The organism is Burkholderia sp. BCC0097 (assembly GCF_902832985.1).
GTDB classification, from domain to species: Bacteria; Pseudomonadota; Gammaproteobacteria; order Burkholderiales; family Burkholderiaceae; genus Burkholderia; species Burkholderia orbicola.
Window position 1 is genome coordinate 1,128,547 of sequence record NZ_CADFDM010000001.1, and the last position, 13,934, is coordinate 1,142,480.

At 65.7% G+C, this 13,934-nt stretch carries 18 protein-coding genes; 14 read left to right on the top strand and 4 right to left on the bottom strand.

Annotated features, from left to right (window positions below; all coding sequences use genetic code 11):
- Positions 1-115 precede the first annotated feature (115 nt).
- Positions 116-1,309 (bottom strand): tyrosine-type recombinase/integrase, encoded by a 1,194-nt coding sequence (locus tag HWX07_RS04950; protein ID WP_175875412.1) that lies wholly within the window; start codon positions 1,307-1,309, stop codon positions 116-118.
- A 295-nt stretch (positions 1,310-1,604) separates the two neighbouring features.
- Here HWX07_RS04950 and HWX07_RS04955 point away from each other — a divergent pair, with 295 nt between their 5' ends.
- A complete protein-coding gene (locus HWX07_RS04955) occupies positions 1,605-1,985 on the top strand; it encodes a DUF4377 domain-containing protein (protein ID WP_175875413.1) in 381 nt (126 codons plus the stop codon).
- A gap of 9 nt (positions 1,986-1,994) precedes the next feature.
- Here HWX07_RS04955 and HWX07_RS04960 read toward each other — a convergent pair whose 3' ends face one another.
- Positions 1,995-3,383 carry a DHA2 family efflux MFS transporter permease subunit gene (locus tag HWX07_RS04960; RefSeq protein WP_175875414.1) on the bottom strand — a complete coding sequence of 463 codons (1,389 nt, stop codon included), beginning with the start codon at positions 3,381-3,383 and terminating at the stop codon, positions 1,995-1,997.
- On the opposite strand from HWX07_RS04960, the gene HWX07_RS04965 reads away from it, so the two are divergent.
- On the top strand, positions 3,363-3,650 hold the full coding sequence (locus tag HWX07_RS04965) for a hypothetical protein (protein WP_175875415.1): 288 nt from the start codon (positions 3,363-3,365) through the stop codon (positions 3,648-3,650). The two genes, HWX07_RS04960 and HWX07_RS04965, sit on opposite strands and share 21 nt — an antisense overlap.
- Here the strand turns inward: HWX07_RS04965 and HWX07_RS04970 are convergent.
- Positions 3,638-3,859: a hypothetical protein gene (locus HWX07_RS04970; RefSeq protein WP_175875416.1), complete on the bottom strand. Its 222-nt coding sequence runs from the start codon at positions 3,857-3,859 to the stop codon at positions 3,638-3,640. The two genes, HWX07_RS04965 and HWX07_RS04970, sit on opposite strands and share 13 nt — an antisense overlap.
- 358 nt (positions 3,860-4,217) lie before the next feature.
- Here HWX07_RS04970 and HWX07_RS04975 point away from each other — a divergent pair, with 358 nt between their 5' ends.
- Positions 4,218-4,895: a hypothetical protein gene (locus HWX07_RS04975; protein ID WP_080378829.1), complete on the top strand. Its 678-nt coding sequence runs from the start codon at positions 4,218-4,220 to the stop codon at positions 4,893-4,895.
- A 12-nt stretch (positions 4,896-4,907) separates the two neighbouring features.
- Here the strand turns inward: HWX07_RS04975 and HWX07_RS04980 are convergent, their stop codons facing one another.
- A complete protein-coding gene (locus tag HWX07_RS04980) occupies positions 4,908-6,134 on the bottom strand; it encodes an acyltransferase (protein WP_175875417.1) in 1,227 nt (408 codons plus the stop codon).
- Positions 6,135-6,623: 489 nt separating this feature from the next.
- Here HWX07_RS04980 and HWX07_RS04985 point away from each other — a divergent pair, with 489 nt between their 5' ends.
- The 11 genes from HWX07_RS04985 (at position 6,624) to HWX07_RS05035 (ending at position 13,875) form a co-directional block, all read left to right on the top strand.
- The gene (locus tag HWX07_RS04985; RefSeq protein WP_175875418.1) at positions 6,624-6,860 is read left to right on the top strand and encodes a DNA-binding protein; all 237 of its coding nucleotides are present in this window, start codon (positions 6,624-6,626) and stop codon (positions 6,858-6,860) included.
- The gene (locus HWX07_RS04990; RefSeq protein WP_175833721.1) at positions 6,847-7,263 is read left to right on the top strand and encodes a type II toxin-antitoxin system VapC family toxin; all 417 of its coding nucleotides are present in this window, start codon (positions 6,847-6,849) and stop codon (positions 7,261-7,263) included. Before HWX07_RS04985 ends, HWX07_RS04990 begins: the two co-directional genes overlap by 14 nt.
- A gap of 413 nt (positions 7,264-7,676) precedes the next feature.
- Positions 7,677-7,880, top strand: coding sequence for a cold-shock protein (locus tag HWX07_RS04995; protein WP_006483056.1), 204 nt, complete (start codon positions 7,677-7,679; stop codon positions 7,878-7,880).
- 468 nt (positions 7,881-8,348) lie between these two features.
- The gene (gene infA, locus HWX07_RS05000) at positions 8,349-8,612 is read left to right on the top strand and encodes a translation initiation factor IF-1 (RefSeq protein ID WP_006483034.1); all 264 of its coding nucleotides are present in this window, start codon (positions 8,349-8,351) and stop codon (positions 8,610-8,612) included.
- A gap of 568 nt (positions 8,613-9,180) precedes the next feature.
- On the top strand, positions 9,181-10,428 hold the full coding sequence (locus HWX07_RS05005; RefSeq protein ID WP_175875419.1) for an alkaline phosphatase family protein: 1,248 nt from the start codon (positions 9,181-9,183) through the stop codon (positions 10,426-10,428).
- Complete coding sequence (locus tag HWX07_RS05010; RefSeq protein WP_175875420.1) at positions 10,425-10,673, top strand: hypothetical protein; 249 nt, start codon at positions 10,425-10,427, stop codon at positions 10,671-10,673. The genes HWX07_RS05005 and HWX07_RS05010 overlap by 4 nt, the downstream gene beginning before the upstream one ends.
- A gap of 441 nt (positions 10,674-11,114) precedes the next feature.
- The gene (locus HWX07_RS05015) at positions 11,115-11,363 is read left to right on the top strand and encodes a hypothetical protein (protein ID WP_006478971.1); all 249 of its coding nucleotides are present in this window, start codon (positions 11,115-11,117) and stop codon (positions 11,361-11,363) included.
- Between the two features lie 211 nt (positions 11,364-11,574).
- On the top strand, positions 11,575-11,874 hold the full coding sequence (locus HWX07_RS05020; RefSeq protein WP_175875421.1) for a hypothetical protein: 300 nt from the start codon (positions 11,575-11,577) through the stop codon (positions 11,872-11,874).
- A 167-nt stretch (positions 11,875-12,041) separates the two neighbouring features.
- Entirely contained in the window at positions 12,042-12,686 is a 645-nt protein-coding gene (locus HWX07_RS05025) for a DUF1326 domain-containing protein (RefSeq protein WP_074803203.1), read from the top strand.
- Entirely contained in the window at positions 12,683-13,474 is a 792-nt protein-coding gene (locus tag HWX07_RS05030) for a DUF2182 domain-containing protein (protein ID WP_175875422.1), read from the top strand. The genes HWX07_RS05025 and HWX07_RS05030 overlap by 4 nt, the downstream gene beginning before the upstream one ends.
- A 53-nt stretch (positions 13,475-13,527) precedes the next feature.
- Positions 13,528-13,875, top strand: a complete 348-nt coding sequence (locus tag HWX07_RS05035; RefSeq protein ID WP_175875483.1) for a copper-binding protein — start codon at positions 13,528-13,530, stop codon at positions 13,873-13,875.
- The last annotated feature ends 59 nt before the right edge of the window (positions 13,876-13,934 follow it).

Below are 13,934 nucleotides of genomic sequence, written 5' to 3' on the forward strand. Positions count from 1 at the left end.
ACATGTCGTGCAGTGGGATCCACGTGCCGGCGAGGAGTGACCGTGCGAAGTGCCGCGGCAACGGCGGGTCCCGGCGGGCTCGCCCTCGTTCAGCGAGCGGCGCCGCGCGATGCGCTTACCACCCGATCCGATGCTTCTCTTCCGTCTCGCGATGGCGCCAGTCATCGTCCGCATGAAGATACTGACTCGTCGTCGTGAGCGATACATGGCCGAGGTTGTCGCGCACGAGCCGCAGGTCGACGCGGCCGTCGGCCATATGCGAGCCCGCGCTGTGGCGCAGCCAGTGCGCGGACGCCTGTTCGAGCACGCGCGCCGCCTGCTCGCCGGTTTCGCCGTTCGCGCGCAGCCGGCCGGCCGCGTGCTGGAACACCTGCTTCACGATGCGGTGCAGCGCCGCGCGCGTGAGCGGCTTGCGCGCCTGACCGAACGGCAGCACGAGCGGCGTCGGCTCGCCGTCGAGCGGTAGCGCGGGCAGGCCGTGCGTGCGCCGGTAGCGCGCCAGCTCGGCCATCATCTCGTCGGTGGCCGGCACGAGCCGCTGCCGGCCGCCTTTGCCCGTCACGTCGAGCCACCAGCGCTCGTGCCCGTTCGCATCGCGCCGGCAGAAGAATTGCCCCATCGTCGTATCGGCCGCCTCGGTGATGCGCAGCCCGCCGAGATACAGCAGCGTGAAGAGCCATCGCGCGCGATCAGCATGGAAGCACGCGCGCGCATCGTCGCGCGGCATCGCGGCGATCGCGTCCTTCACCGATTGCCACAGCGGCTGCCCGAGATGGCGCGTGACGCGCGGCGCGGGCCGGCGCTGCCGCTGTCGCGACAACGCGAGCGGGTTGCCGGCCAGATAGCCGGCCTGCACGAGCCACGAGAACATCACGTTCAGGATCACCAGCGCCTGCCGCTGGCTGGCGGCCGACAGCGGCCCGTAGAACGGTCGCCAGCGCGGATCGTCGCGCGGATGCTTGCGGCCGCCGTTCGCGCACCACAGCTCGGCCGGCGCGGGCGCGAGCAGGAATTGCCGGTAGACGACGAGATCCTCGTGCGTGAGCGACGACAGCGGCTTGCCGCACGCGATCACGGCCCACAGCAGCAGGCGCTCGGCTTCCTTGCGGTAGTTCTGGAACGTGGTCGGCGTATCGACGAAGCGCGCGAGCCACGCGCGCACGGCGTCGAGGTCGTTGGTCGCGGCGATCTGCGGATGCGCACTGCCCGAGCGATTGGTGCCCGTGCGTCCGTCGAGCGTGGCCGGCACGACGAGTGTATCGATCGGCAGCGGGCGCAGCGCGGTGTCGGACGAGGCGGATGAGGTCATGCGAAGGAAATGTGCTGCGCGAACCGCGTGGGCGTGGCCGGCGAGCGACGGCAGTGCGTCGAAGCGTATCGGGAAGCGCCGATGGTACACGATCGCCACGCGGTGATGCCGCCGTCGATGGCGATCGGCTGGCAGGTGACGAAGCGCGCGGCGGAACGGGAACACGCGAACGTATCGGCTCGCGCGCGACATCACTTGAAGGAGAGTGGTCGAACGCGTCCTGTAAGGTGTTTGTGAACTTTCTCGCCGGGCAGTTCGTCTAATCGGCCCTCCAACGCTCCCAGAGGAACATCAGATGATTCGTCACTCCAGAACGCTGTTCGGCGCGGCCGTCATTGCCGGCAGCATGCTCGTCGCCGGATGCCAGACCGATGCGGCGGCCACCGCGCCGAATGCCGCTCGTCCGGCCGACGCCAAGCCCGTGACCAAAACCGTCTACGTCGCGCCGCAGTCCGCGCGCTGCACGGGCGTCGCGCCGATGGAGTGCCTGCAGGTGCGCAGCAGCCCGAGCGAGCCGTGGAGCCTGTGGTACGCGGGCATCGAAGGGTTTGCGTACCAGCCCGGCTACCTGTACACGCTCGAAGTGGATGAGTACCGCGTCGCGCAGCCGCCGGCCGACGGTTCGTCGATCCGCTGGGTGCTCAAGCGCGTCGTCGAGCGCCGGCAGGTGAACTGACGGGCGCGATCACGCGGAAGGCCGCGCCGTCGCCTTGACCGGCGGCGCGGCCGTATCGATCCGCCGGAACACGACGGACGACAGCAGCGTCACCATGCCCATGCACGCGAACGACAGCATGAACCCGTGCGCCATCGAGCCCCGATAGGCGGCGAACAGGTTGACGAGCCCGCCGCCGATCGACACGCCGAGCCCCATCGCCAGCATCTGCATCATCGTGAACAGGCTGTTGCCGCTGCCTGCGTCGGCATGCGACAGCCCCTTGAGCGTCACGCCGTTCATCGCCGCGAACTGCATCGAATTCGCCGCGCCGAACACGATCAGCAGCACACCTTCCAGCACCGGCGCGGGCCGCGCCGACACCAGCGCGAACCCCGCGATCGCGCAGCCGACGATTCCCGTATTCACGACCAGAAACGCCGCATAGCCGAAGCGCTTCACGAGCGGCGCGATCCACCGTTTCGCGATGACGCCCGCGATCGCGGCCGGCAGCATCATCAACCCCGATCGCAGCGGCGTATAGCCAAGCTGTACCTGCATCAGCAGTGGCAGCATGAACGGCACCGAACTCGTGCCGATCCGGCACAGCAGGTTGCCGAGCAGCCCCGACCCGAAGTTCGGCTCGCGGAACAACCCGAGCCGGAACAGCGGCTGCGTGCGTCTGCGCGCATGGGGCAGGTATGCGAGCGCGCTCGCCAGGCCGAGCCCGGCGAGCGCGGCCGACCACGCGGCGCGGTGCGTGGACATCGGCGGGTCGATCGCGAGCGACAGCGCGATCATCGCGGCCGACAGCAACGCACAGCCGACGAAGTCGAACGGCGGCGATTGAGTTGCCTGGTCGTGCGGCAGGTAGCGCTGCACGGCGATGAAGCCGACCACGCCGACCGGCACGTTGACGATGAACACCCAGTGCCACGAAATCGCCTGGGTGAGCCAGCCGCCGAGCGTCGGCCCGACGATCGGGCCGAGCTGGCCGGCGATCGACACGAACGCGATCGCCGCGACGTATTGTTCGCCCGGCACGCGGCGCAGCACGGCGAGCCGCCCGATCGGCAGCAGCATCGAGCCGCCGATGCCCTGCACGGCGCGCGCGATGACGAGCTGGCCGAGCGTATGCGACACCGCGCAGCCGATCGACGCGAGCACGAACACGAGGATCGCGACCGAGAACACGCGGCGCGTGCCGAACCGGTCGGCGAGCCAGCCGGAGGCCGGCGTGAGCATCGCCATCGTCAGCGTGTAGACGACCACGACGGGCTGCATCGCGAGCGGCGACGCATGCAGGCTTTGGGCGATGGAAGGCAGCGCGGTGTTGACGATCGTCGTATCGAGCGACTGCATGAAGAACGCAGCGGCGACGATCCAGAGCAGCACGGAATGTGTGGGTTCCCGGGACATGGCGAAATCGGTGGTGCGAAAAGCCCGACGCGTGCCGGACTTCGAGCGCTCGATGGTACCGATTCCGGCGGTCATCGGGAAGTCGTTATCACCGAGCGCATCGAGGACATGTTCATCGTCGGCGGTTTCAACCGCCCTCCGACAGAGAACAAGTGGCTGTTCGCTGCCCATCAGCCGATCGGGCCGGTCGCGCGGGTGGGCGTGCATGCCCCCGACAAGATGCTTGCGCACGCATCGGTATTCACCCTGTCTCGTTACGCGGGATAGCGTATCGGCATCGCGTGCGACCGGTACGAGGTCGCACTTTTGCAACGCTTTTTCAACGTATCCATCGGCGCACGCTTGATCGCAACGGCGACCGCCGTGCGCTGACGGCCGTCCAGCCTCTTTCCACCTGCATTGTGCGATCGACGCCAGATGCCGACGATCGCGTGTTTCGGCGTCGCGCGCCGAATACGGATACGTTCCTGAAACATTTCCCGTCGATTGCGATTCCCGCCACGACCCGTCCCGACGGATGACGCTTTTTCCGCCTCGGTCAGCGCCGCATGGCACGCGCTTTGCGGTTCACCCGATGCCGCCGGCGCAGACGAATTTCGCCAGAACGATCCGCGCCTTCGCGGCATGTAACGACATCGAAATAGACGGGGAATCGGATCGGGTCGCGCGCACCGTGTGCCACGGTGCATGCGCAGCGCATGTCGTATCGGTCATGCGCACGGTGCAACGCGTCCCCGGTCCGTCGAACAGCAAGCGTGCTTGCAAGGTGTCGTGCCGGGGTTCGCATCGCGCATCGCGACGAAGGTCGCGTGTACGTGGCGTCGCGCCCGGCACATGTCGGGGGAGGCGCCCGTGAAAACGATAGTGAATCAATGGGCAGCGGTCGCGGTGGTGTTCGCCGCGAGCGCGCACGCGCAGGAAATCTACCTGCAGGGCGGCACGCAGGGCGTCGGCATCGGAGCGGCCGTGAGCTTCAATTCGATGCTGGGCGCGCACGCGGATTTCAACGCGATCAATCTGACGCATGACTTCACGGTGGCCGGCAACCGCTATCAGGACGACCTGAAGTTGCGCCAGGGCGGCATCTATGCCGACATCTTCCCGTGGCGAGGCAGCGGCTTCCGCGCGACGCTGGGGCTGCGCTTCAACGACGACGAACTTCACGGCGTGTCGGTGCCGACCAACGGAACCTACGTGTTCGGCGGCAAGCGCTATCCGGCGCTGCCCGGTATGTACGCGGTAGCGGAAGCGCGCTATCCGACCGTGATGCCGTATGTCGGAATCGGCTACGGGCATCGACCGGCGTCGAAAGGGCTCGGGTTCGTCGCCGATATCGGCGTCGCATACGGGATACCGAAATGTTCGTACACGCTGTCGCCGGAACTCGCCGCGGCGGCCGGACCGGCGAAGAGCCAGGTGCTGGTCGCGAGCGGGCTCGATTCGCTGCGGCAAATGATGTCGCGCTATCGGTGGTATCCGGTCCTGCAGATCGGCATCTCGTATCGCTTCTGAGCGGCGGGCGGCTCACAGCGTGACGGGTTGGCGCTCGCGAGCGGGCTCGGCCGCTCGGCGCGCCGGGCGTGCGTCGTTGCGTCTTGCGATGAACGGGTGCTCGACGTAGCGGTAAGTCAGCAGCGCACACAAGACGGCAACCAGCGCGCACGCCAGCGCGAGCGCCCAGATGCCTGAATCGCCGGCGGAATTGATCGGGAAAACGAACTTGTCGACTGCGTGGACGATCATGTACACGATCACCATGTGGATCATGTAGATGCTGAAGCTGGCGGTGCCGAGCAACGCGAGCGGCCGGGTTCTCAGTACACCGTAGAACGTATTCCCGCATGCAATGCAGAGAAACACCGGAAGCAGCGGCAGCGCGCCTTCGATCGAATAGCGTTCGATCGGGGACGGAGATATCGCGAGAATCAGCAGCGCGACGGTCGCCGCCGGTTTCGTGGCGAGCCGCGCGCAGATCGCGGGGTGCCGCGACACCTCGTAGGCCACGGCGCCGAACGCGAACAGCAGCGCCATGCCGCCGGGCGGGCCGAACAGCGCGGCACAGGCCGAGACGATCGCGAGCGCGAGCAGCTTGCGCCACGCACGCGTGGCGACGAACCACGCGAGAAACGGGACGGCGACGTAGAACCGCCATTCGTAGGCGAGGGTCCACCAGACGCCGCTCAGATAGGGCGTTCGCTCCGCTCCGTTGATCGGGAACGCGCCGAACCAGCCGAGCGAAACGGCCTTGAGCAGGTCGGCCAGCAACTGCGTCGGTGCGCCGACGGCGTTGCCGGGAAACCAGTAAAGCGTGCAGGCGACGATGACGGTCGCGTAGAACAGATAGAGCGGCGCGAGGCGTCGCACGCGCCCGACGAAGAAGGTCCGCACGTCGAGCGTGCCTCTGCACGCGCGTTCCCAGAACAGCAGCCCGGTGACCATGAAGAACATCGCGACCGGAATCGTCCCGAGATTGCGCAGGAAATCGGTGCCGGCCCCCCAGACGCCGGTCGACAGCAACGCCTGGTTGCACGCGAAGTGATGGAAGACCACGGAGGTGGCCAGGATGCCGCGGAAACCGTCGAGATTGCGATAGCGCATCGACAGCGACTTGTCGACGGCCGACCGATAGAACGGCACGTGTCGGGCGACGAGCCACGCGATGATCGCCACGGCCGCAAGGCATGCCGGGAAGTAGAGTTTGTCGGGTGTCGGGGAGAACAGGGTTTGCAGGGCTGGCGTAACAAAGTCCACTGAAGAGCGTCTCGTGTCTTGGATCGGGATTTCAGGCACGGATGGTCCGCGTCGATGCAAGGTCTGCTGCGCGCTTCGCACGGCGTTCGATCGCCGGTCTTGTGATTCGATGGTATCAAACGATCGCGACGGCCGCGGCCCGTTGTGCAACACGATGTTTCAGCGTGAATCGGTGCGATAGCCGTGCTCGCTGGTTATGTCGTCGATGGCGCTCGGGCCGCAAATCCCGTTCCTCGTCGGCCGGACATGCGTCGTGATCGATGCGCTGGATGGCCATTCGGCCGGCTTCCCCATCGTCCCGCTCCGGCTTACCTTGAGCGACAGCAGTTCAATGCGTCGGGCCAGTGGCGGAACGCGGGTGGATTCATGCCGTCCGCTGCGGCTGGCTCAAGCCGACTCCAGGGTCCGTCCGGTCACGAAGATGATAGCAATGCTTGCAATTTGCCTTCGTGGCGCTATCATTGATAGCAAATCTGGATGGAGGTACTCATGGCAAATCTTCTGGTGCGTAACGTGGATGACACTCTCGTTCAAAGCCTGCGCGAGCAGGCGGCGGCCAATGGCAGGAGCGCCGAGGCCGAACATCGAGCCATTCTGGCCGAAGCGCTCGGCCGGCCGAAGCGGCGGACATTTGCTCAAGTGCTGCTGAGCATGCCGGAGGTGGGCAAGGACGCGGATTTCCAACGTGTTCAGGATTCAGGCGAGGTCAGGCGTGTTTTTGATTGATACGAACGTCATCAGCGAAATCAGGAAGGGCAAGCGAACCAATCGCGGCGTGCGGGCGTTCTTCAGGCAGGCCGAAGCCGACGCGAGCCCGCTTTACCTGTCCGTCGTGACGGTGGCCGAGTTGCGGCGCGGCGTCGACCTGATTCGTCATCGCGGCGATCATAGCCAGGCGTCGGCGCTCGAGGCCTGGATCGCGATGATCCTGTCCGGCTATGCGCCGAACATCCTGCCGGTCGATATCGAGACCAGCCAGATGTGGGGGCATTTGCGGGTGCCCGATCCGACGCACGAACTCGACAAGTTGATCGCGGCCACTGCGCTGATCAACGATCTGACGGTCGTCACGCGCAACGTCGACGATTTCGCTCGCACTGGCGTCCGGTTGCTGAATCCGTTCGACTAGCGGCGCGGCAGCGGCTGGCCATCGCGCGCGGTCAGGGGAGGCAGGCTAGCGAGCGACGTATGGCTTCCGTAGGCAGTTCGGCGCGACCGCCACCATTCATGCTCGGTAGCGAATGCATCAGAGCCGCAGTAAAAACGCGCAAGCCGGCGGAAAATCAGGGGCATATCGAGGCAGGCTCCATTGGCCGGCAACACTTGCCGCAGAAGGCGCAGGAGCATTTGCGCTTGTGCGCCGCATCAAAATAACTTGACGAAACGGCCGCTACCGCGTAGTGTCCGAGACCGAAGTCGTCAAGAAGTTCGATTGCTCATCATTGGCCGCACACCGTGCGGCAGTCGTTGGTCTCTCCCTCTTTGATTCTTTCTGTGCCCGTCGCGGGCGCATGTTCAATTATTTGTATTAAGGAAGTATTTGTGGATACCGGTACCGTCAAGTGGTTCAACGAAACCAAGGGCTTTGGTTTCATTTCCCCGGACAACGGCGGCGACGATCTGTTCGCCCATTTCTCGGAAATTCGCGGCACGGGCTTCAAGACCCTGGCCGAAGGCCAGAAGGTCAGCTTCGAAGTGAAGCGTGGCCCGAAGGGTCTGCAAGCGTCGAACATCACGCCGCAGTAAGAGCCGCATCGGCATCGGTCGCCAAGCGGCGGCCGCTGCCGGATGGAGTATCGCGCGGGGCGCCGCTTGACGGCGGCCGGCGCGTTCCGATGCGCACGACCGATGCATCGCGACATTCACGATGCATCGGTCGTGACGCCTCCCTCATGGCATGCCTGAACCGCATGCGACGCAACGCCCTCGTGACACGCACGTCGTTTCGCGAGCGCATCACCGCTTCAACGCATCAACCCGAGCAGACCGCCGCCATGCCGTAGCTGGCGCGGTCCCGACTTGCGCGGCGCTGCTGGCGCCGCAGCCACTGACCGCCCGAACGCCGCAACGCGCCGGGCTCCGATCGCAAGACAGGCCCGAGGCCCGTCTGAACGAACCGATCCCGGCTGCCTGCCGGCCGCCGTCCCGTTTGCGGGAGCCGGCGCCGGGCAGTCGCCGCGGCCGCGGTCAATCACCTTGTCTGGAGGAATTGGTTTGGCAAAAGAAGAACTGCTGGAACTGGACGGAATCGTCGACGAAGTGCTGCCGGACAGCAAATATCGTGTCACGCTGGAAAACGGCGTCGTGGTTGGCGCGTACGCGTCGGGCCGCATGCGCAAGAACCACATCCGCATTCTCGCGGGCGATCGCGTGACGCTGGAACTGTCGGTGTACGACCTTACCAAGGGCCGCATCAACTTCCGGCACAAGGACGCGAATTCCCCGCGTCCGCCGCGGAGCGGGCAGCCGCGCCGCTAAGCGGCTACGACCGGTGCGCCTCAGCGCGTACCGATCGACACCTGTCCGGCCCATGGCCGGACGAACCGGATGAGCGGCGCACGGTGTGCCGTTCGTCGGTCGCCGGCGGCGTCATCGCGCCGCGGCGGCTTCTTCTGCTTTTCCCGCCTTTACCGGCGCCGCGCGCATACCGCGCTCAGGCAACCGCGTCCCGCAGAAAATCCTCGGTCACCATCGCGAACTACGGCGGATATTCCGGCGTCGGGTAATGCCCGCAATTCGGTATCGTCACGAGCCGCGCGTTCGGATGTCGCGCGCTCGCGGTTTTGCCGCAACTTGGCACTGGCCCAGCGCGCCGACAGTCCCCCGTCACGAGCGGCACACGGCGAAGCGCATCGTCGTCCGCACCAGCCAACGACTGAACACATGCACTGCGACGCCGTGCGCCTGCGGCTTTACGCATGAGCCGGCGCGGCCGTACACTCGACGGCAATTCACGGCCCGGGCGTGGCTTTCAATCCATTCAGTGCTTTCAGCGGGCCAACGGCCGTGCCAGCCCGACGTTCGTCGCGCGACGCCAGGAGGCGCCATGAGTGCAGACGCAGCCCCCGCATCCTCGCCGGTTCAGGATCGCATCCAGCACGTGTTCGTGCTGATGCTCGAGAACCGTTCGTTCGATCACCTGTTCGCCCTGTCGGGCATCGCCGACATCGTCGCCGCGTCGCCCGGCAACAGCAACGCGTACGGCGGCACGGTCTATCCGTTCGGCGGCGGCGCGCCTGACCGGATGCCGACCGATCCGTGCCACGAATTCACCGACGTGCTCGAACAGCTCTGCGGCGCGGGCAGGCCGTTCGGGAAAGGGCAGCCTTATCCGAACATCGACAACTCGGGGTTCGTGTCGAACTATGCGACGTCGCATTCGGAGGGCACACCGCCGCAGCCGGCCGACGCGGCCAAGATCATGCAGGGCGTTGATGCCGCGACGCAAGTACCGTTGTTGTACGCGCTCGCGAAGGCGTTCGTGCTGTGCGACGCGTGGCATGCGTCGATGCCGGGGCCGACCTGGCCGAACCGTTTCTTCCTGCATGGCGCGTCGTCGGCCGGGCTCGACCATTCGCCGACCAAGGAGGAAATGGCCGGATGGGATACGCTCGACGGCTTCCACTATCCGAAGGGTTCGATCTTCGATTCGCTCGGCGACGACAACTGGCGCATCTACCAGGACCAGTCCGGCGACCCGCTCGGCCACGTGCCGCAGGTCGCATCGCTGAAGGGCATCAGCTTCTTCGACGTCGATGATCTCGCGCATTTCGAAGCCGATCTCGCGGCCGGCTACCCCGCGCGCTACACGTTCATCGAGCCCGGTTATGGTGACATCGTGCACGGCACTTACCGGAACGGCAGCTCGCAGCACCCGATGGACGGGCTGGCCGGCGGCGACCAGCTCGCCGCGCGCGTGTACAACGCGATCCGCAACTCGCCGGTGTGGAACAGCAGCCTGTTCGTGATCGTCTACGACGAGCACGGCGGCTTCTACGATTCGGTCAGGCCGGGTGTTGCGCCGCCGCCCAACGATGGCGCACCCGCGACGCTGAACGCGAGCGGCTTCGGCTTCGACGTGTATGGCGTTCGCGTGCCGGCGATCGTGATTTCGCCCTGGGTCGCGGGCGGGCAGGTCGATCACACACCGTATGACCACGCGTCGGTGGCCGCGACGCTCGAGCGGCTGTTCGGCCTCGCACCGCTCACCGATCGCGACCGTCTCGCCAACGACCTGCTCGGACTCGTCACGACGACGTGCCGGACGGATTGTCCGCAAAGGATTGGAACATGAGTACCGCCCCGACTCCGGACCCGCGCGATGCGCTGCCCGTACGCGACGGCACGAGCCTGATCGCTTATCTGCACATCCTGAGAAAAGCGCATGCGGCGCTCGTGGGCCAGGACAGGGCGCATCAGCGCTTCAGCGAGATCGTCACACGCGGGCAGGCGCGGCAGTACATCGAGGAACTGATGCCGGTGCTGTTGCAGAAGCGCGCCGAGCATCGGGCGCGCAAGCATGGCGGGAAGCATCGCTGAATGAAGGGGCGCCATGCATGCCGGGCACGCATGGGACGCGTCATGCCGCCCGCTGCACGCTGATTGCCGATGCCACCGCGCCCGTCAATTGAACCGCCGCGCCGGCGAACGCGCAGGCCGGCGGCGCGTGCGGCGATCAGCACCGACACCGACGTACCGCGCGGCGTGCTGCTTGCGCGGCCATGCCGGCACGTGTCGTGAGGCAACCGAGCGACGCGACGTATGCCGTGCGTGCGCGGCGATGTCGCGAATCCGCTCGCCGCTGTCGGGATCGACGATCAGTGCGATCGTGTCTTGTTTCGTCATGGTGGTCCGCGTTGCCGCGGCGAGATCGATGTCCTTTTACGCGTGCCGGTCGATCGGGTCGACCCCGGATCGATTGCGTCACGCATCGCCATTGGCTTAAGATCGCCGGGAGATCATCCCACGCCTTCAGCGTCAATGAAAAAGAGCATAAGCCTGCGGGTCGCCGTCATCGCTTCGGCCGTTGCCGTGTACAGCGTCTACATGCACATCCAGCAGCTGATCAGCGGTTGCATGTGGGTCAGGGGCCATCAGCGCTGCAGTTTCGAAAACAGTACGAATTTCCAGGGACTGATGGATCTGGACCTGATGATCACCTGTTGCTGGGTCGCCGCGGCGGTGGTCGGGTGGATTTCCGTTGCGCAGGGCACGAAAAAGCCGGGTTGACGGTGTCACGCGCGTCCTCCCGGACGAGTACGGCATGACCGCTCGATCAGGCTGACTCTGTCAATCCGTGACAACGCGCATTCGCTGAGGGGCGGAGACGATGCGCTCGATGCTTTCGCGCCCGAATGCCCGACTTCGTTGCCGGCGGACGAGATGATGTTGATCTCCGGCGAGAGACGTTGCATCGCGCGCCGCGCGAGGGGAGGTTCCCGTGCAATTTCCGACAGGATCGGTGGTCGCGCTCAGTTCGGCCGCGGCGACGATGTTCTCGATGGGCATGCTGTTTCTCGGCTACTGGGGGTTGCACGAGGCACTGCCTTGGCGATTCGGCGACTACGTCGTGATCGTGCCGGCGCTGGCGGGGTTCGCGTGCCTAGCCAGCGTGCCGTTTCTCGCGACGTCGCCGATGAAAACACCCGACGACGAGTCGCGAATGTTCGTTGCGCGGCGCGTGTTTCTGTGCGGCGCAGGCGCGGTGTGGTGTGCGATCGTCGTATCGCTGATCGTGTGAGAACAGGCTGGCCGGACGGTTTCACGAACAGCCCCGCGAACGCATCCCGAAACGTCTTACGTGAGGCCGCAACGCGCGGTTTTCACGCCGCCATTCCCGCTTTGCTTTCCCTCATCCCGTGCACTAGATTCGAAGCGTTCGTCCGTTTCAGCGCGCGAGGTGGAGCCATGACGCCGTGGGAAATTCAGGGAACCGAAATGATCAGTTGCAATTGCTCATACGGTTGCCCTTGTCAGTTCAATGCGCTGCCGACCAACGGCAACTGCGAAGCGATGGGGGCGATTTCGATCGACAGCGGCCACTACGGCGACGTGGTGCTCGACGGCGTCAGGATCGCGGTGGTGTTCCAGTGGCCGGGCGCCGTGCATGAAGGCAAGGGACAGTGCCAGCCGATTGTCGATGAGCGCGCCAGTCCGGCGCAGCGCGATGCCGTGCTGAAGATCATGACCGGTCAGGATACCGATCCATTTGCGACGATGTTCTCGGTGTATGCGTCGACGCTCGAGCACGCGTTCGATCCGATCTTCACGAAGATCGATTTCGACGTCGATGTCGATGCGCGGCGCGGCCGGATTCACGTGGATGGTGTGTTCGACGCGGCCGGCGAACCCATCCGCAATCCGGTGACGGGGGCCGAGCATCGCGTGCGGATCGACCTGCCGCACGGTTTCGAATACGAGCTGGCCGAGATCGGTTCGGGCACGGGGCGCTCGCAGGGCAACATCGCGCTGAATCTCGACGGAACCTATGCGCAATTCGCGCGGCTGCATCTGAACAATCACGGACTGATCCGGCATCGCGCCGCGGCATGACGCCGTTCGACTCCTGGCTCGCGCGTGAGCGGGTCGTCACGCTGCTCGGCATGGCCGCGCTCGTGGGGCTGTGCTGGTTTTATCTCTGGACCGGCGCGGGAACCGGCATGTCGGCGCGGGACATGACGACCCTCGCGCTGTTTCCGCATCGGCTGGCGGACGGCATGGGCAGCATGGATCCGTCTCTGCCGACCGTGATCGCGATGTGGTGGGTGATGATGATCGCGATGATGACGCCCGGTGCGGCGCCGCTCGTGATGCTGTACCGGCGCGTGCTGCGGCAGCACGGCGACGGGGCGGCGGGATCGGCGTTCACGTCGGTCGCGCTGCTGGCCGGCTATCTGACGACATGGCTGGCGTTCTCGATCGGCGCGGCGTTGCTTCAGGCGCTGCTGCAGCCGGCCGGGCTGATCTCCGCGATGATGCTGTGGTCGAAGAGTGCGCTTCTTTCCGCGATCGTGCTGGCGCTGGCCGGACTCTACCAATTCTCGCCGCTGAAACGTGCGTGCCTGCGGCAATGCCGTGCGCCGGCGGCATTCCTGGTCGCGCACTGGCGTCCGGGCGTTGCCGGCAGTTTCCTGCTGGGTGCGCGGCACGGCATGGTTTGCGTGGGCTGCTGCTGGTTGCTGATGGCGCTGCTGTTCGTCGGCGGCGTGATGAACGTCGTATGGATCGTCGCGTTGTCGCTGTTCGTGTTCGTGGAAAAGGTGCTGCCGGGCGGCGATCGTATCGGCCGTGTGCTGGGTGCCGTGCTGATCGCATGGGCCGGTGTGACGTTGATCGTGTGATGCGTAGCACCGGCTGGCGGGGGAAACGCGCCGGGACCGACGGGAGACGCTCGATGAAAACCTGTTTTCGCGCTGTCGTCGTGTCGTGTGCGATGGCGATCGTTGCAACGTCGGCGCTCTCGGGTGGCGACATGTCCGGCATGAAGTCAGGCGACACGACCATGTCGGTACCGGATACGAAGCTGACCGACGCCGAAGTCAAGGAAATCGACGCAGGGCGCCAGCTCGTGAAGCTGAAGCACGGCGCCCTCGACAACATCGGAATGCCGCCGATGACGATGGCGTTCAAGGCCGGCGACACGGCGATGATCCCGTCGTTGCATGTGGGCGACAGCGTCCGGGTTCGAGTGGAAAACGTCAACGGCACACTGACGATCGTGAAACTGGTGAAACGACCGTGACGACCGTGACGACCGTGACGACCGTGACGACTGTGTGGCCCGTGTACGGATGGACGAGC

Coding starts and splice junctions, on each gene's coding strand:
- HWX07_RS04950 (WP_175875412.1), bottom strand. CDS start 1,309: ATGACCTCATCCGCCTCGTCCGACACCGCGCTGCGCCCGCTGCCGATC.
- HWX07_RS04955 (WP_175875413.1), top strand. CDS start 1,605: ATGATTCGTCACTCCAGAACGCTGTTCGGCGCGGCCGTCATTGCCGGC.
- HWX07_RS04965 (WP_175875415.1), top strand. CDS start 3,363: ATGTGTGGGTTCCCGGGACATGGCGAAATCGGTGGTGCGAAAAGCCCG.
- HWX07_RS04960 (WP_175875414.1), bottom strand. CDS start 3,383: ATGTCCCGGGAACCCACACATTCCGTGCTGCTCTGGATCGTCGCCGCT.
- HWX07_RS04970 (WP_175875416.1), bottom strand. CDS start 3,859: ATGTTTCAGGAACGTATCCGTATTCGGCGCGCGACGCCGAAACACGCG.
- HWX07_RS04975 (WP_080378829.1), top strand. CDS start 4,218: ATGTCGGGGGAGGCGCCCGTGAAAACGATAGTGAATCAATGGGCAGCG.
- HWX07_RS04985 (WP_175875418.1), top strand. CDS start 6,624: ATGGCAAATCTTCTGGTGCGTAACGTGGATGACACTCTCGTTCAAAGC.
- HWX07_RS05005 (WP_175875419.1), top strand. CDS start 9,181: ATGAGTGCAGACGCAGCCCCCGCATCCTCGCCGGTTCAGGATCGCATC.
- HWX07_RS05010 (WP_175875420.1), top strand. CDS start 10,425: ATGAGTACCGCCCCGACTCCGGACCCGCGCGATGCGCTGCCCGTACGC.
- HWX07_RS05015 (WP_006478971.1), top strand. CDS start 11,115: ATGAAAAAGAGCATAAGCCTGCGGGTCGCCGTCATCGCTTCGGCCGTT.
- HWX07_RS05025 (WP_074803203.1), top strand. CDS start 12,042: ATGACGCCGTGGGAAATTCAGGGAACCGAAATGATCAGTTGCAATTGC.
- HWX07_RS05030 (WP_175875422.1), top strand. CDS start 12,683: ATGACGCCGTTCGACTCCTGGCTCGCGCGTGAGCGGGTCGTCACGCTG.
- HWX07_RS05035 (WP_175875483.1), top strand. CDS start 13,528: ATGAAAACCTGTTTTCGCGCTGTCGTCGTGTCGTGTGCGATGGCGATC.